19 protein-coding genes and 1 pseudogene are annotated in these 23,754 nt (G+C 69.5%); 9 read left to right on the top strand and 11 right to left on the bottom strand.

Features of this window, described 5'->3' with window-relative positions; all coding sequences use genetic code 11:
• Positions 1-755, bottom strand: a pseudogene (locus ACWDU1_RS03545) (glycerophosphodiester phosphodiesterase family protein); the annotation flags it as partial.
• 121 nt (positions 756-876) lie between these two features.
• On the opposite strand from ACWDU1_RS03545, the gene ACWDU1_RS03540 reads away from it, so the two are divergent.
• Complete coding sequence (locus ACWDU1_RS03540; RefSeq protein WP_449995613.1) at positions 877-1,821, top strand: LysR family transcriptional regulator; 945 nt, start codon at positions 877-879, stop codon at positions 1,819-1,821.
• Here the strand turns inward: ACWDU1_RS03540 and ACWDU1_RS03535 are convergent.
• The 6 genes from ACWDU1_RS03535 to ACWDU1_RS03510 all read right to left on the bottom strand — a co-directional run bounded on the left by ACWDU1_RS03535 (position 1,814) and on the right by ACWDU1_RS03510 (position 8,980).
• On the bottom strand, positions 1,814-2,626 hold the full coding sequence (locus tag ACWDU1_RS03535) for a carbohydrate ABC transporter permease (RefSeq protein WP_449995611.1): 813 nt from the start codon (positions 2,624-2,626) through the stop codon (positions 1,814-1,816). The genes ACWDU1_RS03540 and ACWDU1_RS03535 overlap by 8 nt on opposite strands.
• Positions 2,616-3,581 carry a carbohydrate ABC transporter permease gene (locus ACWDU1_RS03530; RefSeq protein ID WP_449995609.1) on the bottom strand — a complete coding sequence of 322 codons (966 nt, stop codon included), beginning with the start codon at positions 3,579-3,581 and terminating at the stop codon, positions 2,616-2,618. Before ACWDU1_RS03530 ends, ACWDU1_RS03535 begins: the two co-directional genes overlap by 11 nt.
• 3 nt (positions 3,582-3,584) lie before the next feature.
• Complete coding sequence (locus tag ACWDU1_RS03525) at positions 3,585-4,490, bottom strand: metallophosphoesterase (RefSeq protein WP_449995607.1); 906 nt, start codon at positions 4,488-4,490, stop codon at positions 3,585-3,587.
• A complete protein-coding gene (locus ACWDU1_RS03520) occupies positions 4,487-5,857 on the bottom strand; it encodes an ABC transporter substrate-binding protein (RefSeq protein WP_449995605.1) in 1,371 nt (456 codons plus the stop codon). Before ACWDU1_RS03520 ends, ACWDU1_RS03525 begins: the two co-directional genes overlap by 4 nt.
• An 11-nt stretch (positions 5,858-5,868) precedes the next feature.
• The gene (locus ACWDU1_RS03515; protein ID WP_449995603.1) at positions 5,869-7,002 is read right to left on the bottom strand and encodes an ABC transporter ATP-binding protein; all 1,134 of its coding nucleotides are present in this window, start codon (positions 7,000-7,002) and stop codon (positions 5,869-5,871) included.
• A gap of 364 nt (positions 7,003-7,366) precedes the next feature.
• The gene (locus tag ACWDU1_RS03510; protein WP_449995601.1) at positions 7,367-8,980 is read right to left on the bottom strand and encodes a DEAD/DEAH box helicase; all 1,614 of its coding nucleotides are present in this window, start codon (positions 8,978-8,980) and stop codon (positions 7,367-7,369) included.
• 554 nt (positions 8,981-9,534) lie between these two features.
• On the opposite strand from ACWDU1_RS03510, the gene ACWDU1_RS03505 reads away from it, so the two are divergent.
• Complete coding sequence (locus tag ACWDU1_RS03505) at positions 9,535-10,215, top strand: NPCBM/NEW2 domain-containing protein (RefSeq protein ID WP_449995599.1); 681 nt, start codon at positions 9,535-9,537, stop codon at positions 10,213-10,215.
• Here ACWDU1_RS03505 and ACWDU1_RS03500 read toward each other — a convergent pair.
• On the bottom strand, positions 10,205-10,384 hold the full coding sequence (locus tag ACWDU1_RS03500) for a TfoX/Sxy family DNA transformation protein (RefSeq protein ID WP_449995597.1): 180 nt from the start codon (positions 10,382-10,384) through the stop codon (positions 10,205-10,207). The genes ACWDU1_RS03505 and ACWDU1_RS03500 overlap by 11 nt on opposite strands.
• A 702-nt stretch (positions 10,385-11,086) precedes the next feature.
• On the opposite strand from ACWDU1_RS03500, the gene ACWDU1_RS03495 reads away from it, so the two are divergent.
• From ACWDU1_RS03495 to ACWDU1_RS03485, 3 genes are all read left to right on the top strand, one after another.
• Complete coding sequence (locus ACWDU1_RS03495) at positions 11,087-12,664, top strand: N-acyl-D-amino-acid deacylase family protein (RefSeq protein WP_449995595.1); 1,578 nt, start codon at positions 11,087-11,089, stop codon at positions 12,662-12,664.
• A gap of 133 nt (positions 12,665-12,797) precedes the next feature.
• Positions 12,798-13,955 (top strand): YgeY family selenium metabolism-linked hydrolase, encoded by a 1,158-nt coding sequence (locus ACWDU1_RS03490; protein ID WP_449995593.1) that lies wholly within the window; start codon positions 12,798-12,800, stop codon positions 13,953-13,955.
• An 18-nt stretch (positions 13,956-13,973) separates the two neighbouring features.
• On the top strand, positions 13,974-15,416 hold the full coding sequence (locus tag ACWDU1_RS03485) for a sodium:solute symporter family protein (protein ID WP_449995592.1): 1,443 nt from the start codon (positions 13,974-13,976) through the stop codon (positions 15,414-15,416).
• A gap of 58 nt (positions 15,417-15,474) precedes the next feature.
• Here ACWDU1_RS03485 and ACWDU1_RS03480 read toward each other — a convergent pair whose 3' ends face one another.
• Entirely contained in the window at positions 15,475-16,248 is a 774-nt protein-coding gene (locus tag ACWDU1_RS03480; RefSeq protein WP_449995590.1) for a GntR family transcriptional regulator, read from the bottom strand.
• 145 nt (positions 16,249-16,393) lie between these two features.
• Here ACWDU1_RS03480 and ACWDU1_RS03475 point away from each other — a divergent pair, with 145 nt between their 5' ends.
• From ACWDU1_RS03475 to ACWDU1_RS03460, 4 genes are all read left to right on the top strand, one after another.
• Positions 16,394-17,518 carry a diaminopropionate ammonia-lyase gene (locus ACWDU1_RS03475; RefSeq protein ID WP_449995589.1) on the top strand — a complete coding sequence of 375 codons (1,125 nt, stop codon included), beginning with the start codon at positions 16,394-16,396 and terminating at the stop codon, positions 17,516-17,518.
• A 12-nt stretch (positions 17,519-17,530) separates the two neighbouring features.
• On the top strand, positions 17,531-18,805 hold the full coding sequence (locus ACWDU1_RS03470) for a Zn-dependent hydrolase (RefSeq protein WP_449995587.1): 1,275 nt from the start codon (positions 17,531-17,533) through the stop codon (positions 18,803-18,805).
• Between the two features lie 268 nt (positions 18,806-19,073).
• Positions 19,074-19,979, top strand: coding sequence for a cyclase family protein (locus tag ACWDU1_RS03465; protein WP_449995645.1), 906 nt, complete (start codon positions 19,074-19,076; stop codon positions 19,977-19,979).
• 43 nt (positions 19,980-20,022) lie between these two features.
• Positions 20,023-21,543: a long-chain-fatty-acid--CoA ligase gene (locus ACWDU1_RS03460; protein ID WP_449995586.1), complete on the top strand. Its 1,521-nt coding sequence runs from the start codon at positions 20,023-20,025 to the stop codon at positions 21,541-21,543.
• A gap of 97 nt (positions 21,544-21,640) precedes the next feature.
• On the opposite strand, the gene ACWDU1_RS03455 is transcribed toward ACWDU1_RS03460, so the two are convergent.
• Together ACWDU1_RS03455 and ACWDU1_RS03450 are read right to left on the bottom strand one after the other, a co-directional pair.
• On the bottom strand, positions 21,641-23,077 hold the full coding sequence (locus tag ACWDU1_RS03455; protein ID WP_449995584.1) for a phosphotransferase family protein: 1,437 nt from the start codon (positions 23,075-23,077) through the stop codon (positions 21,641-21,643).
• On the bottom strand, positions 23,068-23,754 hold a 687-nt coding region (locus ACWDU1_RS03450), incomplete at its 5' end, for an acyl-CoA dehydrogenase family protein (protein ID WP_449995582.1). The genes ACWDU1_RS03455 and ACWDU1_RS03450, both read right to left, overlap by 10 nt.

Below are 23,754 nucleotides of genomic sequence, written 5' to 3'. Positions count from 1 at the left end.
GGCGGGATCGTCGACGGTCCACGGCACCACCCGGAGCCCGTGCCGGTGCGCGGCGGCCACCAGTGCCCGGGTGGTGAAGGGCCGGTAACCCGGATCGCCGATGCCGCCGTCCTGCGGGTCGCCGTGCACCGGCGAGACCGCGGCGACGCCGAGCGACGCCGCCGCGGCCACGTACTTCTCCGGCAGCGTGCCCGGGAAATCGTCGATATCGAGTCCGCCCAGCCACGGTGAACGGCCGGGCCGGTCCGCTTCCAGGAACTGCGCCCCGTTGGTGAGGGCGACCAGCGGGATCTCGGGGGCCAGCGTGCGCACCGTGGTGAGTCCGCCCAGTCGAAACTCTGGACGGTGACCCGATCGGTCAGCCGGGCCCGCCGGATCTCGTCGACGACGATGCGTGCGAAATCCGCGCGCGGGGCGGTCTCCTCGGGAGCGGCCGCCTCGACCTTGGTCTCGATATTGAAGCGCACCGTGTCGGCGCGGGCGGTGCGCACGAGATCGAACACCTCCGACAGCAGCGGCATCGGCGCTCCGGGCACGGTGCGCTGCCGCGGCTGACCCGCCAACTGCCGGGACCCGCAGTCGATGGTGCGGACCTGGGCGAGGGTGAGGTCGCGGATGAACGTCTGCGCCGGGACATAGGGGAAGCGTGGGTCGCCGGGGAACGCCGGGGCGGTATCGACGCATTTGGCCGGGTTCGGATCGCGATCGTGGGTGACCAGTCGAACCCGCTCGCGCGCTGTGTTTCCACCGGCCACGACCTGGTCGGACGGGGTTCACCGGTACGCAACGAAACCGGTGCCGCGTATGCGGTCACGGTTCATCCTCGGTTACCCCGTCCCGCTACCGTGACGGGCAGGGGGAGAAGGAGCCGGCGGTATGGAGTTCCGACATCTGGTCTCGTTCCTCGCTCTGGCCGAGGAACTGCATTTCGGCCGCGCCGCGCATCGCCTGCATCTCACCCAGCCCAGTCTCAGCGCGCAATTGCAGAAACTGGAGAAAGCGCTGGGCGTGCAATTGGTGGCGCGGAACTCGCACGAGGTCAGGCTGACCCCGGCCGGTCGCGAATTCGAGCATCAGGCCAGGCAGGTCGTCGCTCAGCTGGATCGTGCCGCGCGGGCGGCCAAGGCGACCGCCGAAGGCCGGGCCGGATCCCTGGCCATCGGCTACAACCTGCCCGCCAGCCGGCACGTACTGCCGAACGCGCTCGCCCGGCTCACCGACCGGCATCCCGCCATCGAGGTCTCGCTCTGGGAGAAGCGCACCGGTCCGCAACTGGCCGCCCTGGCCGACGGCTCGCTGGATCTCGCCCTGGTCTACGGACATCCCGGTACCGCCGAGTTCCGGTACCGGCGGCTACTGCACCGGGTTCCGATGGTCGCGGTGGTCGGGCGCCGGCATCGCTGGGCACACCGGACCCGGGTCTCGTTCGCCGAACTGGCAGACCAGGACTGTGTGCTGTTCGCCCGGGAGCAGTGCCCGGCGATGTACGACTCGCTGCTGCGGGCCGCTTCCGCCGCGAAGATCTCGCTCTCGATCGCCCATACCGCCGATGACCCGGGCGCCACCGCGCATATGGTGTCGGTCCGGCCGCTGGTGGGGTTCGCGTCGCTGCCGCGCGCGGTTTCCATGGGGATGGGCGCCGAGGGCACCGGCACCGTCGCGGTGAAACTCGCCGACCCCGTGCCCACACTGGACCTGTACGCGGTGTGGCGGACCGGCGAGACCAATCCGGCCGTGGACCTGTTCCTGGAATGCGTGGACGCACCGGACCTGCGCCGCCACGACGAGTCGCCGGATCCGAGCCCGGCCGTGGTCATTTGAGACCCGACCGTACGAACGCGTTCACGATATGGCGCTGTAGCAGCAGATACAGGACCAGCACCGGCAGGCAGGCCAGCCCCGCCACCGCCATGATCGGTCCCCACTGATCGCCCTCGGTGCCCATGAAACTGCGCAGTCCCAACTGCAGCACACTGTTGGATCCACGCAACACCACGGCGGGCCAGAAATATTCGTTCCACGCGTTGATGAACAGCAGGATCCCCAGTGCGGCCAGCGCCGGACGCAGATTCGGCACCACCACCGTCCACAGGATCGACCACGACGACCGGCCGTCGATCTTCGCCGCCGCCAGCAGCTCCCGTGGGAACCCGGCCATATGCTGGCGTAGCAGCAGCACCGCCAGCGCCGAGCACAGTGTCGGCACGACCACGCCCAGCAGGGAGTCGACCAGGCCGAGCCGGGCCAGCAGGACATAGTTCGGCAGCATGGTCACCTGGAAGGGCACCAGCCAGGCGCCCGCGAAGGCCAGATACAGCGTCCGCTGGAACGGAAACGTGTACACGGCGAAGGCGTAGGCGGCGAACAGGGCGATGAGCAGCTGTCCCGCGGCCGAGAGCGCGGCCACAAAGAACGTATTGCCGATCAACGCGGCGATATCGAGTTCCCGGGCGGCGTCCTGATAGTTGGCGACCGACAGCGGCCACGGTACGGGCGTCAGGGCGGTCACGTCCTGCGGCCGCCGCAGCGAGGTCGCGAACAGCCAGTAGATCGGGAATACGCACAGGCCCGCGACGAGGGCGAGCAGCAGGTGGTCGGCCGCGGCCCGGAGCCGGTCAGTCGTCATGGAAGCTCACCTTCTCCGAGATCCACAGCAGTATCGCCGCGACAACCGAGAACCCGGCGAACAGCAGCACCCCGGCCGCGGCGCCGAGCCCGGCGTCGAAACTGTGGAAGGCGTAGTCCCACAGCAGGTAATAGATATTCGTGGTGGCCTGCGCCGGCCCGCCCTGGGTCATCGAATCGATGAGCGGGAAGGTCAGCGCCGGACCGAGCAGGACCGTGAGCAGCAGCAGGAAGGCCAGGGTGGGGGAGAGCAGCGGCAGGGTGATCCGGCGCCGGATCCGGCCCGCGCTCGCGCCGTCGACCCGGGCCGCCTCCTCGTACTCGCCGTTGATCCCGGCCAGGCCCGCCCACACCACCACCACGGCGAATCCCACGAGCTGCCAGCCGGTGACGAGGATGATCACCGCGTGCGCGGTATCCGCGTCATAGACCCAGTTGCGGTCCGAGCCCAGGATCCGGCCCGCGAACCCGCTGCCGGGATGCAGCAGCCAGCGCCAGACCGCCGCCGCCGCGACCGGCGCGACCAGGAACGGCGCGAAGACGAACGCGTGATACACCGTGCGCGCCCGGCGCCCGATCCGGCGGCTCGCCAGCGCGATGAGCACCGGCAGCAGCAGGGTGAACGGCAGCAGCCCGGCGATCAGCACGCCGGTGCGGGTGAGCGAGTCCCAGAAATCGGCCAGCCCGAGCAGGCGCCGGTAGTTGTCCGCGCCGACCCCCTGCGCCGGCGCGGTCGGGAGCAGACTCCAGGAGTAGGTGGACAGTTCGACCGCTCGCACCAGCGGCCGGTACACCCACACCACGAGCAGTGCCAGCGCCGGAGCCAGGTACAGGTAGGGGACCGTGGACCGGGCGAACCGGCGGGCCCGGCCGCCGGGGGTGGTGACCGATGACTTCCGCTCGGCCCCCGGTGAGGCGAGGCCGGGCTCCGCTGCGGGCGATTCGACCACGAGCATCGGTCAGCCCTCCCCGGAATGCAGGGCGGCGAGCTGGTCCAGCGCGTCCTGTTCGGCCCGGTCGTAGATCGTCGTGGCGGGGGTGGTCTCCACGGCGGTGGCCACCAGATCGGGCCCGAGCAGATCTATGCGGCCGAATCCGTATCCGGTGCGGCCTCGATGGCGGCCGGCGGGGGCGAACGGGTCCATCCGGTAGGAGAGCGCCGGGCCCACCCACACCGGTACCCCCGCGAGCGCGCCCGCGCCCGTGTAGTGGTTGTGACCGCAGATGATCAGCCGCACGTCGGTCCCGGCGATCACCTCGGCCAGCCGTTCCGGTTCTCGCAGGCGCAGGGCCTGAGTGGTCGCCACGGGGGAGGGGATCGGCGGATGGTGCAGGACCAGCAGCGTGCCGTGCCGGGCGGGTTCGCGGAGCACCGCCGTGAGCCATTCGAGCTGCCCGTTCCCGAGCCGCCCGTCGTGCCGGTGCGGTGTGGTGCTGTCCAGAGCGACCACCCGGAGCCCGGCGATATCGTGCACCTGGTCCAGTGGCCGGCCGGGACCGGCCGCTCCGGCGACCGGTTGGCCCGGTTCGCCGGTAGCCCTGCCCGGCCATCCCGCGGTGGTGCCGGTGCCGAGTTCCGCCGCGAACGCGCCCCGCTCGTCATGGTTGCCCATCACGTAGATCGTCTTCGCGCGCAATTGCTCGGCCACCGGTTCGACCGTGTCGCGTAACCGCCGGTAGGCCTCCCGCGACCCGGTATCGGTCAGATCCCCGGAGAGCACCAGCGCATCGATGGGCTCGCCGAAGGCGCGTAGCCGGTCCAGTGCGTGGACCAGGTTGGCGTGGGTGTCCACCGTGCCGTGCATCAGTTCACCCGCCGGGCGGATATGGGTGTCGGTGAACTGGACGATCGTGACCGTACTCATGACGCGGGCAGCAGATCACTGAGCCGGTCCCGGGCCGCGGTGAGTGTGGCCTGCGGCGGTGCGCCCTGGAACACCACCGCTTCGACCGCCGCCATCATGCCGTCCCGGATCTGCAGGTAGTTGTCGCCCGGCATCGAGATCCAGGGCTCCATGGCGGCGAGCTGGGCGATATTCGGTGCCAGCAGCGGGTTGCGCCGGGACCACTCCAGCAGACCGGCCGGGTCGTCGATCAAGCCGGTGCGCAGCGGCAGATACCCGATGTACTGCGAGATCCGGGTATAGGCGTGCTCGCTGGTGAGGAATTTGATCAGTTCCCAGGAAGCGCGCTGCTTCGCCGGGTCGGCGGACAGGATGTACAGGGAGGCGCCGGAATTCGTCGGAACCGTCGGGCGGCCGGTGAAAGCGGGCATCGGCGCCGAGCGCAGATCCCAGCCGCTCGCGGCGCCTTTCACGAAATTGCCCTGGATGGCGCTGGTTTCCAGGATCATGCCGATCTCACCACGCGCGAACGCCTCGTAGCCCTGTTTCTGATTGAAACGCGGCATCGCCCCGGACTCGACCAGACGCTGTCCCATCGCGGCCACCTCGACCGCCGGCGTGTCGGCGAAGGTGAGGCGGGCGCGGTTCTCGGCGATCACCCGGCCGCCGTTGGAACGCACCAGCGACTGGAAACACCAGTCCTTGGCGGCCTCGGTGAGGCAATCGATGTAGACACCGCCGCGCCCGGTTCGCCCGGCGATCGCGGCCGCGGCGTCGCTCACCTCCTGCCAGGTGGCCGGCGGCCGCCCCGGGTCCAGTCCGGCCGCCGCGAACAGCGAGGCGTTGTAGTACAGGACCGGGGTGGAGAACACGAACGGCACACCGTAGGTGTGTCCGTCCCAATCGGCCAGCGTCCGGGCCCGGGGCGCGTAGGCATGCCGGTCGCCGTCGAAATTCGCCCGCACGGCGTCGCCGCCGAACAGCACATCCAGCGGCCGCGCGCCCAGCCGGTTCACGGTGAAGTCCAGATCGCTGAAGCCGAGCTGCGCGATATCGGGCGGGGACCCGGCCACCATCTGGCTCTGGATGCTGGACACGGTGTCACCGGCCGGATTCGGGCTGTTGCCCTGCGGTTTCTGCGCGGTCACCGCGATATTCGGGAACTTCCGGCGGAATTCGGTGATCAGCGAGTCGAACGTATCGGTCCAGGGGCCGGCGAGCCCGTAGTTGTAGGACTCGAAAACGATGGACACCTGCTGCCCGGGTGCCAGTTCCGGAACCGGTGCCGCGCCCGGGCCGGTTCCGGGGGCGCTGCCCGGGGCGCCACAGGCGCTCAGTGTGAGGACGGCGGCCAACACCGGACCCAGTACGGCCGTGATGCGTTTCACGGTGAATCTCCTCATCGGGTGCTACCTGCGATACCGGCCTTCTGACCGGCGGATACGTGTTCCCTGGGGCGAAGGCCGAGGCGCAGCCCGGAATCGGGATGGAAGAGATGGATATCGGCGGCCGCGATGCTCAGACCGACGGCCTCGCCGGCGCCGACGCCGACCGGCCGCCGGGCCCGGGCGCACAGGGTGTGCGTGCCGGTGGTGCAGTGGATCAGCACCTCACCGCCCAGGTTCTCCACCCGGGTCACCACCCCGCGCAAACCGGGCCGGTCCGCGTCGAGCCGGAGTTGTTCGGGTCGCAACCCCACCACGACCTCGGTGTCGCCGTCGAATTCGGCGGCCGGGAAGGGCAGAGCCGTATCGAGCCCCTCGCCGACCGCACGGACGAGTCCGTCACGGAGAGTGACGGTCGCGGGCAGCAGATTCATCGGCGGCGCCCCGAGGAATCCGGCGACGAAGGTCGATCGCGGATTATCGTAGAGTTCGGCGGGTGTGCCGACCTGCTGTATCCGGCCCCGGTCCAGGACGGCGATCCGATCCGCCATCGTCATCGCCTCGACCTGGTCATGGGTGACGTAGAGAAACGTCGTGGCCAGCCGGCGGTGCAATGCGACGAGTTCGGCGCGGGTGGCGCCGCGCAGTTTGGTGTCGAGATTGGACAGCGGTTCGTCCATCAGGAAGGCGCCGGGTTCGCGGACCATGGCCCGGGCCAGCGCGACCCGCTGCCGTTGCCCGCCGGACAGTGCCGCGGGCCGGCGGCGCAACAGCTCCGAAAGCTCCAGCGCCGCCGCCACCTCGGCGACCCGCGCGGCGACCCGCGCCCGGGGCATCCGTCGCGATCGCAGCGGGAATCCGATATTGCCGGCCACCGTCAGATGCGGGTACAGGGCGTAGCTCTGGAACACCATGGCCAGGTCGCGCTGTTGCGGGGCGGTGCCGGTGATATCGGTATCGTCCAGCAGGATCCGGCCCGCGGTCGGCTCTTCGAGCCCGGCCACCAGCCGCAACAGCGTGGACTTACCGCACCCGCTGGGCCCCAGCAGGACCATGAACTCGCCGTCCGCGATATCGAGCGTCACCTCGCTCACGGCGTCGGCCGGCCCGAAACGCTTGGATACGCCGTCGATCCGCAGTCGCGCCATGGCGCTCAGACCGCCGGTCCGGCGCCGGCCGGAAGGGCCGCGGTGACATATCCGCGCGACGAAGCGCCGCCGGGATCGGGTTCGATCGGTCGGCCGGGTGTACTCCCCACAACGGTCATGGGGTCAGTGTGTGCGTGGACCGCCCGGCTTCGCGGCGGCGATAGTCACGGCCGATCGTGCGACTGGAGAACCTGTTCCCGCTGGCTTATCGGCATAGCGCCGGATAGGTCCGGGTGCCCCACCGCGGCGCCACGGAACCGGCCGAGCGGCCCGTGGCGGTCGTTCGGACCCCTGGGATCGGCCGGTGGTGACCGCCGCCGAGATCAGCCGGCCTCGGGCCCGCGGAGGATGGCACCCCGCTGGTTCAGCCCGCGGGCCGCGTTGCCCGGCGGGGCCGTCGCGACCCGCGCGGGGATTCCGCGCGGTGGGCGCTGCCACCGGTGGTGTTCCGTGCGTTCGACGACTGCTGACCGCCGGTGCCCTGCTGCCGTCCGGTCGCGGGCTGCCGGGAGGTGTGCCCGGTCGTGCCGACGCGGTTCCCGGCGCCGGTGCCACGGCGGGCGCCGGTGGCACGTGCGCCGGCGTGCTCCGCCGCACCGGTCCGCTCGGCGGGCTTGTTCCCGCCCCGCCGACCTCCGCGCGGGGTCGCGTGCTCGGTGGTGGCGGCGGATCCGCCGTCGCGTCCGCGCGCCGAGGCACCGCGTCCACGGCCGCCTCGGGAGCGGCCCTGCCCACCGCCGGCGGGCCGGGCGCCGTCCCGTTCCCCGGCGGCGGGCCGGGAAACGGTCGTGACCGGGGGTGGCGTCGCGCCGCCCGTGAGTGCGGTGACCGCCGCCGAAGTCGCGGTCACCGGTTGCGGGGCGACAGTGATCCCGGCCTTGCGCAGCAGCGCGGCCACATCCTTGCGTTGGTCCGGGAGCACCAGGGTCACCACCGTGCCCTCGGTGCCGGCGCGGGCGGTGCGGCCGGAACGGTGCAGGTAGGCCTTGTGCTCGGCGGGCGGGTCCACGTGCACGACCAGTTCGAGATCGTCGACGTGGATACCGCGGGCGGCGATATCGGTCGCCACCATCACCTTCGCGGTGCCCGCGGCGAAGGCCGCGAGGTTGCGGTCGCGGGCGGGCTGGGACAGATTGCCGTGCAGGTCGACGGCGGCGATCCCGGCCTTGGTCAGCTCCCCGGCGAGCCGCCGGGCGTGGTGTTTGGTGCGCATGAACAGGATGCGCCGGCCCTCACCCACAGCCAGGGCCCGGACGAGTTCTTTCTTCGCGGCGGCCCCGCCGACCTCGAAGACATGGTGTTCCATCTTCGGCGGCGGCGCGGCCTCGTCGTCGACCGAATGCGAGACCGGATCCCGCATGAACCGGTTGACCAGCTTGGAGACGCCGTTGTCCAGGGTGGCCGAGAACAGCAGCCGCTGCCCGTCGGACGGCGTGGCCGCGAGAATCCGCGTCACACCCGGCAGGAAGCCGAGATCGGCCATATGGTCGGCCTCGTCGAGGACGGTCACCCGCACCGAGTCCAGCGTCAGGGCCTGCTGTTTCATCAGGTCTTCCAACCGGCCGGGGCACGCGACGACGATATCCACACCCTGCGCCAGCGCCCTGATCTGCCGGTTCACCGGAACACCGCCGAATACGGTGGTGACGCGCAGTCCGCGGATCTCGGCGAGCGGGGTGACCGTGGCCGCGATCTGGGTGGCGAGTTCCCGGGTGGGCGCGAGGATCAGGCCCGTGGGCCGCTTCGGTGCGCGCCGGTTACCGGCGACCCGTGCCACGAGCGGAATGCCGAACGCGAGGGTTTTGCCGCTGCCGGTCTTCCCGCGACCCAGGACATCGCGCCCGGTCAGCGAGTCGGGCAGGGTCGCGGCCTGGATGGGGAACGGTTCGGTGATACCACCGGAGGCCAGCGCGGCGGCGATATCGGCGGGCACGCCGAGATCGGGGAACGAGCGCGCGGCAGCAGTATGGGCAGGCATGAAGATATGGGGGCCTTTCGGCATCGGAGGTGATACCGCGACGTCCGTTCGGACCGTTCGTCCGCGCCTACACGAGGTGGCGGTGTCGCGGGTCCCGACGCGAAAGGCTGGAATCCGCGACGGATAGTACGTGGGTGCGCATCGGGCGCGGGTACTACCGACACCCTACCGTACCGATCGGCCCGTTCCGATCATGGCGATCGTCACCCCTCGGCCGCCCGGTGCGGCCCCGGTTCCGCGGACCTCGGGCCCGATACCGGCGGGGACTCCAGGTGGATAACCGCCGGAGGTCGCAACAATCGGGACGTCCGCCCCTGGAAGCGCGTCGAAATCCGGTTCGCCGGCCGGCCCATCCGGTCCGGACCGATGAAACCCGAAAACGTGCCGTCTATTTCATTGCCGAGGCGTTGCCCGCCGGTGTACTTGCGAACATCGGCTCCCCGGCGGAACAATCGAGTGAAGCGCTCCAATTCCATAGCCCTACCCGGCGTGGTATATCTCTGCTGCGGCGCCCGACCGGGTTCCGTCGAGTTCCGTCGAAGAAGAGTGTGCGCGTGTCCAATCCAACCGAACCCACTCGCGGGCCGATCCCGCGCCCCCATTCGCTGACGACGGGCGCCGAGCCCGGTCCGTCCGGCGGTGGAGCCGAGCGCGGAGTGCTCATCGTCTCGGGTGTGGGCATCGGGTTGGCGATCGTCGGACTCGTCGTCTCCCTGGTCACCGGTACGGGCACCGGTGACGCGGATTCCGATACCGCACAAGCGATTACGACCACCACCTCCAGTGCGGCACCGGTCCCGCCGCCCGCCCCGCCGGTCCCCGCGGTACCGCAGCAGTACCTGGCCGATATGACGCCCACCAGTGGTCCGGCGTATATGGGATCGATGCCGCTGGCCGGCGTCTCCTACCCGCATTCGATTTATCAACAGTTCAGCGGCTGCGATACCGAGGTCTCCCACACCTACAACCTGAACCGTGAGTGGTCCCGTTTCTCGTCGACCGTCGGCATCGCCGACGGCGGCAATTCGCAATCGGTCCTCCAGTTCGAAGTGATCGCCGACAACAAATCGATCTATAACTCCGGAAATGTCCGCGCGGGTGAAGCGCCGAAGGTCGACATCCCGGTGACGGGTGTGCAGAATCTCACCATCAGTTTCCTGTTCGTCGGCGGCAATTTGGAGAGTTGCAGCCAGGCCGGAAACGGTATGTGGGGAGACGCGGGTCTCAGTAAGTGACGTCGCGGGTGGGTTCCGGCGAGCGGTGCAGCGCCGCCGCCGGTTCCCGCTTCCGCGCGGCGGCGAGATACCGGTAGTTACTGCCGGAAATCGCGCACGCCAGCGCCCACAGCATCCGGATATCGAGTGGTTCGCCGCCGGCCGCGCGCATCCGCCGATACATCTCCACCGCGCCGACCCCGCCGCAACTCCTCGAGGCCGTCGATTTCCGCCTTCGTGAGCCAGGCCGCGGCGTGCCGGCCGATCTGCCACCGGTAGCTTCGCCACTCCAGGATTTTCAGATGGGCCCGGCCGCGCACGAGATCGGCTTGTTCCCAGATCGCCGGGTTGAGCATTTCGGGGTCGGTGGGTACGTCCGCGTGCCGTAACACCGACTCCCCGGGCCCGGATGGCGGTGCTCACCAGGTGATGGAACCGCCGGAAGATCTGGATCTCCCCGCTGGTCCACCGGCCGGGTGAGTCCAGGTACGTGTAGTCGGTGCCGTACGCCCCGGTGTCGAGCCGGGCGGCATCCATCGCCCGCGCCGCGGTTCCCGGTGCGGCGGGTTCGCTGCCCCGGCCAGGCCGCTCGTCTGCCGGCGCGCCGTGCCCTCCGGTGCGTTCCGCGCCGGCAGCGCACGCAGGAGATCGCGGGTGGCCCGGGTGGTGAGCCGGGTGCACCACCCCGGGACCAGCACGATCGGGTAGGCGGGCGCGGCCTCGAACGGTGTGGGATCGATGAACGGCTTTCCCGGCGCGCCCGATGCGTGTCGCGGGTGTGTCCCTGCCTGCCCGGACGTAACCATCATGTTTCCGTCTTTTCCCGATCTCTTCCGCAGCTCTGTCCCCTGTGTTAGAACTCATGTCAGTTGTCATACAAATTGGAGGAACTGTGGAGGCAGCCCTTCTGATCACCGGTGTCGATGTGGTCGACGAAACCGGTGTCCGGACCGCTGACGTCGCCGTGGAGGGCGGCCGCATCGCCGCGGTCGGCCCGCGGCTGCCGATCGAATCGGCCGGCGAGCGAATCGACGGCACCGGCCGGTTGCTGTTCCCGGGCTTCGTGGACCTGCACGCGCATTCCGCGCTGCGCCCGTTCGACGATCCGCTGCTCACGGCCAAGGTCGCGCAGGGGTTCACCACCGAACTGATCTGCCCGGACGGGCTGGGTCCCGCCCCGGTCACCGACGCGACCCGGGCGAGCCGGCGGCGCTATCTGCGGGGGCTGGAGCCCAGCGCGGCCGCACCCTGGAACTGGCGCGGGATGGGGGAATATCTGGCGGCGCTGGCGGATGCCCGGCCGGCCGCGAACATGGTCGCCTGTGTTCCGCACAGCGCGGTCCGGGAAGCGGTGATGGGCAACGCCGACCGCCGGCCCGATGCCCGGGAGATGGCGGCCATGCGCGATCTCATCGAGGAATCGCTGGCCGCGGGCTGCCGGGCGGTGTCGTTCGGCATGATCTACGCGCCCGGCCTCTACGCCGATACCGAGGAGTTGATCGGTATCGCGGAATGCGCGGCGAAGTTCGATGTCCCGCTGGTGCCGCATGTGCGCAACGAGGCGGCGGGGGTCATCGATTCGATCGGGGAATTCGTCCGGGTCGCCGAACTCACCGGAGCGGCGCTGCACGTCTCGCATGTGAAGCTGGTGGGTGTCCCAGAGTTGCTGGCGGACCTCATCGACCTACTGACCTCGGCGCAGGACCGGATCCGGCTCACCTTCGACCAGTATCCCTACGGTGCCGGCAGCACCCTGCTCAGCGCTCTGCTGCCCCCGTACGCCTTCGACGGCGGTCCCACCGCCACTCTCGAACGCCTCCGCGACCCCGCCGAACGCGAGCGGATGGGTCGCGATATGCATCGCGGCCTTCCGGGCTGGGAGAACCTGTTCGGCGCCTGCGGGGCCGACAATATCGTCATCACCCAGGCCGGCGGCGCGCGTGCCGGTGAGATGAGCAAAACCGTCGCGCAGATCGCGGGGGAGACCGGCGCGGATCCGGCGTTCGCGGTGCTGGACCTGCTCTCCGATACCGAACTCGACGCCGCCATGATCGACCACTACTCCGCCGAATCGGTGGTCGAGGAGATCTTCGTCCGTTCCGGCGCGATGGTCGGTTCCGACGGGGTGTTCAACCCACATCCGCATCCGCGGCTGTATGGGACGGCGCCGAAGGTGCTCGGCCGGTTCGCGTTGCGCGAAAACCTGATCACGCTGCCGGACGCGGTGGCCCGCCTGTCGGCCGGGCCGGCGCGATTGCTCGGTCTCGGCGACCGGGGCGCGGTCGCCGACGGGTTGCGCGCGGATCTCGTGCTGATCGATCCGGAACGGTATGTGGACACCGCCACCTACGCCGACCCGCACCGCACCCCCGACGGGGTGGACCTGGTGACGGTCGGCGGGACGCCGGTGTGGCAGGCGGGTGCTCATACCGGCGCCCGGCCCGGTGTCGTGACCGGAGGTGGGTTCTGAGATGAGGTATTCCGATCTCGGCGCCGCCGGGCACCACCCTGCCCCGGGGAGTCCCGTCGAGCCGGCTGCGACCGGGGCCGGTCGATCCGCCGCGGACGCGGCGTCGCGACCCACGGACCTCGACCGTGACGCGGTGCGGGATTTCCTGTTGCGCCTGCTCGCCGCACGTAGTCCGGCCACGGTCGAACAGCCCGCGGTCGCGGTGCTGGGCGAGGAACTGACCATGCTCGGTTTCACCGTCACCGTCGACGACTGGGGAAATGTGATCGGGACCCGGCGGTTCGGCGACGGGCCGACGGTACTGGTGGACTGCCATCTGGACACCGTGGAGGTCACGGATCCGGGGGCGTGGTCCCACGATCCGTGGGGTGAAGTCGCCGGAGGCGTGGTCTACGGCCGCGGCGCGGTGGATATGAAAGGCGCGCTGGCCGCCTGTGTCCACGGCGCGGCGATGCTTACCGGTGGCAGCGGGACCGTGGTCATCTCGGGATCCGTATGCGAGGAACTGGTCGAAGGCCCGGCGCTGAGCCGGGTGCTCGAACAGGTGCGCCCCGACGTCGTGGTGATCGGCGAACCGTCGGCCAACCGGCTGATGCTGGGACAGCGCGGCCGGGCGGAGGTCCGGATCGAGGTGCTCGGCCGCCCGGGTCATTCGGCCTACCCCGAGGCGGGGGTGAACGCCGCCGAGGCCATGGCCGATGTGATGACCGCGCTGCGTGGGCTCGAGTTCCCCGCCCACCCGGAGCTCGGACCGGCGATGATGGCCCTGACCAACCTGAAATCCGAGCCGTATCCGAACGTCTCGGTGCTGCCGGACCGCTGCACCGCGACCTACGACCGCCGCACGGTGACCGGGGAAACGGCCCACGACGTGCTGGCGCCGGTGCGCGCGGCCGCCGAGCGCGCGGCCGGTGCGTCGGGCGCCCGCGTTCGCGTCGGCCTCGCACACAGCGAATTCACCACCTGGACCGGTACCGCCGTCCGCACCGAATCCTTCGCACCGGCCTGGTCCGTGCCCGCGGACCGGTGGCCCGCGGCGGACGCCCTGCGCGCCTTCACCGCGGCCGGCCTGGACCCGGATCCGGGCTACTACCGGTTCTGCACCAACGGTTCGGCCTCCGCGGGCCGGCACGGGATACCCACCCTCGGGTTCGGACCGGGCGATCCCGGCCGCGCCCACACCACCGACGAGTGCCTGCCACTCGACGACCTGTACCGGGGCGCATACGGCTTCGCCGTCCTGCTACAGGCACTGCTCACCGCTGAAGAGTCTGCGTCCGAGCAGATCTGAAATATCGAAGGATCGACAATGAACGCGACCGTTATCACCATCATGGTGGTCTATCTGGCCGTCATGATCGGGATCGGGCTCTACGCTCGGACCCGCATCAAGGACAGCACCGACTATCACCTCGCCGGTCGCCGGCTGGGCGTCATGATGATGGCCGGGACCCTGGCCGCCACCGAGATCGGCGGCGGCAGTTCGGTCGGCGTGGCCAGTAAGGCCTACGGCGAGTGGGGCCTGTCGGCGGGCTGGTACGTGGTGGCCGCCGGAATCGGCATTCTGCTGGTGTCCTTCGTGGCGCCCGCGATGCGCCGGACCATGGCCGTCACGGTGCCCGAGGTCATCGGGCGGCGCTACGGCCCGGCCGCGCAGACGATGTCGGCGGTACTCGGCAGTGTCGCGCTGGTGGCGCTGACCGCCGTGCAGATCACCGCCACCGCCACCATCGTGTCCACCCTGGGAGGTGTGAGTCTGGTCTGGTCGATCCTGTTCACCGGGATCGCGGTCATCTTCTACACCTGGATCGGCGGGATGTGGAGCGTCACCCTCACCGATTTCGTGCAGTTCTTCCTGATCGTCGGCGGTTTCGCGATCGCGGTCCCGTTCGCGCTGCACAACGCGGGCGGCTGGGAGTCGGTGGTGGACAACCTGCCGGAGGGGCAGCTCGGCTTCACCAAGATCGGCTGGCCGACCATCATCGGCCTGGTGGTGCTGTACTTCATGACCTTCTCCACCGGACAGGAGGCCGTGCAGCGCTACTATTCCGCGAAATCCCCGCGCACCGCGGTACTGGGTTCGCTGCTGTGCGGTTCGCTGATGTCGATCTACGCCTTCATCCCCGCCGTGCTCGGCCTGATCGCGCTGGCGGTGTATCCCGATATCGATCCCAACAACGCGCTGGCCACGGTGTCGGTGGGTTTGCTGCCGTCGCTGATCGCGGGTCTGCTGCTGAGCGCGGTGGTCTCGGCGACCCTGTCCAGCGCCAGCGGGAACATGCTCGGTTCGTCCACCATCTTCATCAAGGATCTGCTGCCCAAACTGGGCAGGAAGGTCTCCGAGGACAACGAACTCCGCTACAGCCGCCTCGCCGTACTGGTGGTCGGGGTGCTGGCCACCCTGATCTCGCTGTGGAGCCAGGAGATCATCCCGCTGCTGGTGTTCGCCTTCACCATGCGGTCGGCCGGACCCTTCTCGGCGTTCCTTTTCGCGCTGGTACTGAAGAAGACCAGCCGGCTGGCCGGTCCGGTGTCCATCGTGGTGGGCACGGTATGCGGATTCGTTTGGGAACTGCAGGACGAACCGTTCCAGATCGCGTCCATCATCTTCGGCAGTGTCTGCGGCCTGGCGGCGTTCCTGCTGATCCACGTGGTCGACGCGAAACGGGGGCGGCTGGTCGGTGACGCGTACGGTCCCGGTACCGAGGACGAGCAACCGGTTCCGGCGGCCGGTTCCGGCGCGGCACGCTGAAACTGCCCGGGCCCCGCCACTCGGTGACGGGGCCCGGGCTTCGGTGACGACGTCGTGTTCAGCTCTCGCGGCGGCGGCGCAGCTGGAACCGGAAGGCCTCCGGCGACAACCACGCCTCGCTGCGATTCACCACACCCCCCACCGAATCGCGGGTGAGCTCACTGAGCTGCAGCAGCGGACTGCCCTCCTCGCAGCCGAGCCGCTCGCGGAGTTCGCCGGTCGCGACCACCGGCGTCAGGGTGCAGTCGGAATATTCGGCCAATCCTTCGGCGAGCAGCAGGTCCAGGATCGAACCGTCGAACCGGCGGCGGATCACCTCGGCCGGCAGCACCGATTCCGGTACGTAGTCGACGATCAGGGCGACCTTGCGGTCCCCGACCGATTTCGTCCGGGTCACCACCGTTACCGGGCCGGGTTCGAACACCTCGGTGAGCGGGTCGTCGTCGCGGTCGATATGGGCGAATTCGAGGTCCCCGGTGCGGAACTCCCGGCCCGACTGCGCGGCGAAGGTGTCGAAGGAGGACAGCCGGTCGATACCCGAGCTGATCGATTCGGGCAGCGGCAGCACGATCGAGCCGGACCCGCGCACGATCCGGATGTAGCCCTGGTCCTTGAGGCTCTGCAGGGCGGCGCGGATAGTCACCCGGGAGGCGCCGAACAGCCGCGACAGCTCGCTCTCCGAGGGCAACCGCTCGCCGGCGCCGAGGCGCCGGGACAGGATGAACTCGTTGAGGATCGCGTCGCGGATCTCCGCGTGCAGCTGACGCCGCGACCGGATCCGGGAGATGTCGTCGCCGATACCCGCGGAATCGCCGGGGGCGCTGCTGACCATCACGGAACCCTTTCGCAAGCGGTGGACGGAATTACGCGCCGAAACGCTCCGGCAGCTTATCAGGGCGATTTGACTTAAGTCACTTGACAGTTGTCATACAAATTTCTAGGCTGAGGCCGTTATCCGCAGGCCCGGGAGGAATGCCATGTCAGAACCGCGACTCGTACGGAATCCGTTGGTGGCCAAGGCGGCCGTGGGTTCGCTCGTCGACGAGAGCCGCAGCTTCCACCGGTCCATGCCGGACTACCGGCCCAGCCCGATCACGGCTCTACCGGCGGCCGCCGCGCGCCTCGGCGTGGGATCGGTGCACGCCAAGGATGAATCCCGGCGCATGGGGATGCCGTCGTTCAAGATCCTCGGCGCCTCCTGGGCCACCTACCGGAGCCTGCTCGCCCACCTCGGCCTTCCGGCCGGCAGCGGCATGGGGCTCGCGGAGCTGCGCGCCGAACTGGCCGCCGGACCGGCGCTGCGGCTGGTCTCGGCCACCGACGGCAACCACGGGCGGGCCGTGGCCCGGATGGCGTCGCTGCTCGGTCTCGCCGCCCATATCCTCGTGCCCGAAGATATGGTGCGCGAGCGTATCGATGCCATCGCCGCCGAGGGCGCCGAGGTCGAAATCGTGCCCGGCGGTTACGACGACGCCATTCGCCGCAGCGCCGAACTCGCCGATACCCACTCGCTCGTCGTCTCCGATACCTCATGGGAGGGCTATACCGAACCGCCGTCCTGGGTGATCGACGGATACTCCACGATGATCGGCGAAATCCTCGACGAGATCGACGCCGGAAACCTGCCCCGGCCCACCATCGTGGCCGCCCAGATCGGTGTCGGGGCTTTCGCGGCAGCGGTCGCGCGCGGTTTCGCCGGGCGTTCGGGCACCCGGCTGATCGGGGTCGAGCCGACCGACGCCGACTGTATGACCGCGAGTGTGGAAGCGGGCGGTATCACCACCATCCCCGGACCGCAGCGGTCGAATATGGCCGGGCTCAACTGCGGGACACCGTCGGTGATCGCCTGGCCGGACGTGTCCTCGGGTTACGACGCCTTCGTCACGGTCCCCGATTCCGCCGCCGAGGAGGCGATGCGGCTGATGTTCGGCGACGGACTGGTATCCGGGGAGAGCGGCGCGGCCGGGCTGGCCGGTCTGCTGACCCACGCCGGGGCGTTGGAACTCGGGCCGGACGACCACCTGCTGGTGATCTCCACCGAGGGCGCCACGGATATCGCGAACTTCAACCGGGTCACCGGCGCCGGTCTCACCGCGCAGTAGGAGGCAAACCAAATGACCACCCACGATTCCTCGCTCCGCGTCGATTCCGCGCGGCTGTGGCGCTCGCTGGACGATCTGGGTTCGGTAGGAGCGTATTTCGACGAGGACGCGGAACTGGCCGGGGTGCGCCGGCTGGCGCTGACCGACGCCGATATCGCGGGCCGCGACCTGGTTACCGGCTGGATGCGCGAGGCCGGCCTCACCGTGACCACCGACCGGATCGGCAATATCTATGCCCGGCGCGACGGTTCGGACAACACCCTCCCGCCCGTGATGGTCGGCTCGCATATCGATTCCGTCGCGACCGCGGGCCGGTTCGACGGTTGTCTCGGTGTGCTGGGCGGGCTCGAGGTGGTCCGCACCCTGAACGATCACGGCATCACCACCAGCCACCCCGTCGAGGTCGCGATCTTCACCGAAGAGGAGGGCGCCCGGTTCGGCACCGATATGCTCGGCAGCGCCGTGGCCGCGGGCCGGATCGGCCTGGACGACGCGCGAGCCCGTACCGATTCCGACGGTGTGACCGTGGGCGCCGAACTCGACCGGCACGGCCTGCCCGGCGCGGTCGCTGTTCCCATCCGGGCGCCCCACGCCTATCTCGAATGCCATATCGAGCAGGGGCCGATCCTGTCCGCCGGTGACACCCGCATCGGCGTGGTCCAGGGGGTGCAGGCCATCACCTGGCTGGAACTGCAGATCACCGGCCGCGCCGCGCATGCCGGCGCCACACCGCAGCGGCTGCGCCGCAATGCCGGCCTGGCCGCCGCGCTGATCACCGTGCGGCTCGACGAGATGGTGGAGTCGGGGGAGTACGGGCAACTGCTGGCCACGGTCGGGCGGCAGGTCAACTACCCCAACCTGATCAATATCGTTCCCGAGAAGTCGCTGCTCACCGTGGATCTGCGCAATCCCGACGGCGCCGCCATGCGGCGCGCGGAAGCCGATCTGGCCGCCTGCCTCGCCGAGGTGGAACGGGCCACCGGGGTCACGATCACCTCCCGGGTCACCGCCAAGACTCCTCCGGTGGCGTTTCCCGGTGCCATGCGCGATCTGGTCGAGAAGCATGCCTCGAACCTCGGAATGAGTTGTGAGCGACTGACTTCCGGCGCCGGGCACGATGCCGGGGAGATCGCCGCGCTGTGCCCGGCCGGGATGATCTTCGTCCCCGGTCTGTACGACGGCATCAGTCACAATCCGCGGGAGTACTCGACGCCCGAAGCCTGCGCGGACGGCATCGACGTCCTCCTGCATGCCGTCCTCGAACTGGCGATCGCTACCGCCGGGTGATCCCGGCCTCGGCCGATCCCCGCCCGCTGTTCAGGTAGCGGGCGATCCGCCGCGTCACGGCCGTCTGCGATACCGCGGACGGCCGTTTCTCGTGCCGGGGCGACCCGGCTCCATCGGGCGAGGTTCGGGCGTCGCATCCCCTCTCACCTCCTGCGAAACCCGCTATTGACACCTCATAGTGCGGTCGGTCACACTGGCGAGGAAAGTTGACATGACTGTCACGTCATGAGATGCCCGCGAGGAGGCAACGGTGCCCGAACTACCCGATATGCGCACCCTGGGTCAGAAGGTCAGCAACTGGGGCCGGTGGGGGACCGAGGACGAACGGGGAACCACGAACCTCATCACCGCCGACCGGGTGGTGGCCGCCGCCGGGCTCATCCGCACCGGTGAGACCTTCAAATTGGGCATCCCGCTCGACGGTGACGGCCCGCAGCCCGGAGGCAACCGGATCAACCCCATCCGCCTGATGTCGGAAACGGGTCAGGAACAGGTGCTGCCCGGTGGTTTCAAATGGGCCGACGACTACGTCTTCATGCCGCTGCAGACCGGCTCGCAGTACGACTCACTGGCGCATGTGCACTACGACGAGCAGCTCTACAACGGCCACCCCGGCGCCGGCGTGACGGTCAAGGGCGCCGATAAATGCGGTATCCACACCCAGTCCGGTGGTATCGCCGGGCGCGGAGTCCTGCTGGATGTGGCGCGAGCGCGCGGGGTCGACTGGCTGGAGGCGGGTACCGCGATCGGGCCGGACGAACTCGACGAGATCGCCGCCGCCCAGGGCGTGACGGTCGGCGCGGGCGATATCCTGCTCATCCGCACCGGATGGCGTAAGAAGTTCCTCGCCGAGGGTGATCCCGCGGGTTTCATGGCCGGAGAACCCGGGTTGAGCCTGGCGTGCGCGACCTGGTTGCGGGAGCGGGACGTGGCGGTCGTCGGTTCCGACAACTGGGGTGTCGAGGTGATGCCCGGGGAACATCCGGGAACCGCGTTCGAACTGCATATGGTGCTCATCCGCGATATGGGGATGACGCTCGCGGAAATGCTCGATTTCGAGGAACTGGCGCAGGCCTGCGCCGCCGACGGGCGCTGGGACTTCTTCTATGCCGGTCCGCCGCTGCATTTCACGCGCGGCGTGGGTTCGCCGATCAATCCGCTGGCGATCCGGTGAACCCCCGGTTCACGGTCGCGGTGTTCGTTCCAGGAGTTCGCGGATGCTGATCGGGGATATCGTCGAATACGGCGCGCGCAAACACCCGGACCGGATCGCGCTGCGATTCGAGGACGAGGTGATCGGATACGCGCAACTGCGCGACCGCGGCCGCCGCCTGGCCAACGCGCTGCTGGAGGTCGCCGAACCGGGCGACCGGGTGGCGATTCTGGCCGGGAACTGCACCGAGTACTTCGACTGCTACTACGGCGTCCCGATGGCCGGTATGGCGCTGACGATCCTGAACTTCCGGCTGCACCCGGAACAGATCGTCGCGCTGATCGAACACTCCGGTGCACGGGTGCTGGTCGTGGCGCAGGAGTACGCCGCGGTGATCGCGGATATCCGCGACCGGATTCCCACGGTGACCACGGTGGTGACGCTCGGTTCGGCACCGGGAACCGTCGGCTGGGACGAATTCACCGCCGCGGCACCGGCCACCGTCCCGGCCGTGCGCCCGGAGCCCGACGATATGGCCTGGCTCGTCTACACCAGCGGCACCACCGGAACACCGAAGGGTGTGATGCTCTCGCACCGCAACCTGCTCACCGGTATCACCTCCTCGGCGCTGCAGTGGGAGCTGCCCGAGGACACTGTGTTCCTGTTCTGTTTCCCGCTGTGCCATGTGGGCGGTTACGTCACCCTGCTCAACCATCTGGTCGGCGCCACGGTCGGTTTCCTGCGCGCCTACGACAACGCGACCTTCCTGCGCCTGGTGGACGAATGGCAGGTGACACAGTCGGGACTGGCCCCGACGATGATCAACTTCCTGCTTCAGGACCCCGAATTGGACCGCCATTCGCTCGACACCCTGCGGGCGGTGGGCTACGGGTCGTCGGCGATTCCCGCCGCGGTGCTGCGCGAAGGGCTGAAACGCTTCGGCTGCGATTTCTACCAGGGTATGGGGATGACCGAACTCGCCGGCAATGTGCTGCATCTGGATTCGGCCGCGCACCGGCGGGCCGCCGACGGCGAGGCCGGGCTACTCGCCTCGGCGGGTAAACCGATGCGGCTCAGCGATATCCGGGTGGTCGACGACGATTTCACCGATGTGGCCGCCGGCGAGATCGGGGAGATGGTGGTGCGCGGCGATCAGGTCACCGTGGGCTACTGGAACGATCCGGAGGCGACCGCCGCCGCGTTCCACAACGGCTGGTTCCGGACCGGCGATCTGGTCCGCCAGGACGCCGAAGGATTCGTCTACATCGTCGACCGGAAGAAGGATCTCATCATCAGCGGCGGGGAGAACATCGCCTCCCTCACCGTCGAACAGGCCCTGTACCGGCACCCCGGTGTCGCCGAGGCGGCCGCCATCGGGGTCGCCGATCCGACCTGGGGCGAGGTGGTGTGCGCGGTCGTGGTGCCCCGGGAGGAGTCGATGCTCACCGCCGCCGACATCGTCGCCACCTGCCGCGAACATCTCGGTGGTTTCCAGGTGCCCCGGCGCGTCGAATTCGTCGACGCGCTACCGAAGAACGTGACGGGCAAGATCCTCAAACGCGAACTCCGCGATCGTTTCGCCTGAGGCACCACACACCAGGCCCGCTCGACTTCCTCGAGCGGGCCTGGTTGTGCTGGAAGGCGAACCCCCGGTGCACCTCACCCGGGGCTTCCCAGCTGGTTCATCCGGCAGCGGGCCGCACCGGTGCGCTACCGGATCCGGATTCCCGACCGCTCAATTCGGCGTCGAGAGTCTCCTGTGAGAGGTGACGGGGGTTGGCCACCCGGAGGCGAGCGACTACGGCCGCGGAGACCGCGCGGCGAACCGCGGGATCGGTCGCGGACCGCTCACCGGCGCGCAGTGCCGCCGCGAGACCGGCTTCGTCGGCACACCCGGTGGCCGCGAGCAACTCCCGCACCAGATCGGTGTCACCGGGACCCGAGCGGATCTCGCGGGCCGCGGTGCCGAGGAGATTGGCGCAGATCCGGGCGAGATAGCGCTGCCGATCCTGTTCCGGCGTGAGTGCGCCCGCGATATCGCCGGTCAGCGTTTCCGCGACCAGTTCGAGGATCTCGGTGAGATGCGGGCGGTCGTGCACGGTGGTGTGCCGCGGTGGATGCGCCGGGGCCGGAACCGCGTCGTCCAGCAGTTCCAGCACAGTGAGCAGGTCGTATTCGGACTCGCACACCCGCCGCCCGATCGCGGCGAGTTCCAGCGACCGTTCCGCGCCGCCGAGATGGCGTTGCGCCTGGAACCGGCTCAGTACCAGCCATTTCAGGGTGCCGAACACTTCCCACCAGTGCAGTTCGGCGGGTTCGGGCCGGATCCCGGTGGCCCGCGCGTAGCCGTCGAGGAGCTGTTCGCGGGTGCCGAGCCCACCGACGGGCGCCGCCGCGCCGAACCGCCAGGCCCGGACACACAGCCAGCCCAGATCCTCGATCGGATTGCCGATATGGGCGAGTTCCCAATCGAGTACGGCCTGCACACCGCGGGGGCCCATCAGAAAATTGCCGACCCGGTAGTCCCCGTGGACGAGGGCTCGCGGGCGCGGGCGCGGCGGATTCTCGCGCAGCCACCGCAGACCCATTTCGACCGCCGGACGCGGGTCGTCGAGATCCAGGTAGATCCGCTCGATCGCCATCAGCGGATCGTCGTCGCCGAGCATGCCCAGAGTGTCGAGCGGGGTGCCGTGGATGCGGCCGAGGACGGCACCGAGTTCTCCGGCGCCGTGGGCGCGTAAGGACTCGAATTCCGGATCCCGGTGCAGTTTCCGCGGGATGGATTCCCCGCCGACCCGGCTCATCAGCAGGTAGGGCGCGTCGATACCCGGGGCGGAGTCACCGGCGGCCAGCACCGCCGGCACCGGGACACCCGCGTCGGCGGCGGCCCGCAGACAGGCCGCTTCCGCACGCATCCGAGCAGGATCGCCGTGCCCGGGCGGGTCGCGGCGCAGTACCGCGCGCAACCGCCCACCCGATTCGTCGCACGCGTCGACCGCGTACACCTCCCGGCTCGCACCGCCGGTGAACCTGCCGATCTCGATATCGGCGAAGGTCGTGCCGGTGACCTCCGTCAGCAGTGCGCGGACGCCGGCGGCCGGATCCGGGGTCAGCGCCACGGCGCCGCCTCCGGCGAGCGGAGCAGCCGGCGCGCGGTCGACATCCGGTGCACCTCGTCGGGCCCGTCGTAGATCCGCGCGTAGCGGGCCTGCCGGTACATCCGTTCCAGCGGGGTGTCGGCGGTGAGGCCGAGCGCGCCGTGTACCTGGATGGCGCGGTCGATCACGTTGTGCAACATGCGCGCACCCCAGAACTTCACCAGACCCACCTGCACCCGGTAGTCCGCCCCGGAATCCATCACGCGGGCGGCGTCGAGGGTCATCAGCCGGGCCGCGTGGATCTCGGCGGCCGATTCGGCGATATAGCGGTGGATCTCGCCTTTGTCCGCGAGCAGGGAACCGTGCGCGTACCGGGAATTGGCACGTTCGCACATGAGCTCATAGGCCCGCTGGGCCTGACCCAGCCACCGCATACCGTGGAAGATCCGTCCGGCGCCGAGGCGGTCCTGGGCCACCGCGAAACCTTTACCGCGTTCACCCAGCAGGTTCTCCGCCGGGACGGTGACGTCGGTGAGACGGACCTCGTAGTGGTCGCTGGGATCGTGACCCATGGTCGGGATGGCGCGGACGATCTCGAAACCGGGGGTGTCGGTGGGGACGATGATCGCGCTGATCGCGGCATGCCGGGGTGTGCCGTCGGGTTCGGTGCGGGCGAACACCGTGCAGTAGGCGGCCTG

This window comes from Nocardia sp. NPDC003345 (assembly GCF_053589395.1).
This window is presented reverse-complemented; position numbering and strand designations above follow the sequence as displayed.